Below are 230 nucleotides of genomic sequence, written 5' to 3'. Positions count from 1 at the left end.
ACTCCACGCCGCCGAGCGTGAAACGGACGACGACGAGACCATCGGGCATCCCCGCGCCGAACTGTTGGACGTGCAGGATGCGGGAGTCGGGCAGGAGCGAGGTGTACAGCTCTGCGGCCTCCTCTACGCCGTGCTCGAACCACAGGAACGTGCTGACCTTCTGCATGGGACCTCCGGGCGTCGTCGCCGATGGCGCCCATGGTAGCCATGCGCGGCGGCTCTGCGCGACG

1 protein-coding gene is annotated in these 230 nt (G+C 68.3%); it reads right to left on the bottom strand.

The window, feature by feature from the left end; genetic code table 11:
• Nucleotides 1-166 (bottom strand): VOC family protein (locus SB775_RS34365; RefSeq protein WP_410865762.1); only part of this gene is annotated, 166 nt, incomplete at its 3' end.
• Nucleotides 167-230 lie beyond the last annotated feature (64 nt).

This window comes from Peribacillus sp. SIMBA_075 (genome assembly GCF_046534585.1).
Note: the sequence above shows the minus strand (reverse complement) of the source record. Positions and strands in the feature narration are given on the sequence as shown.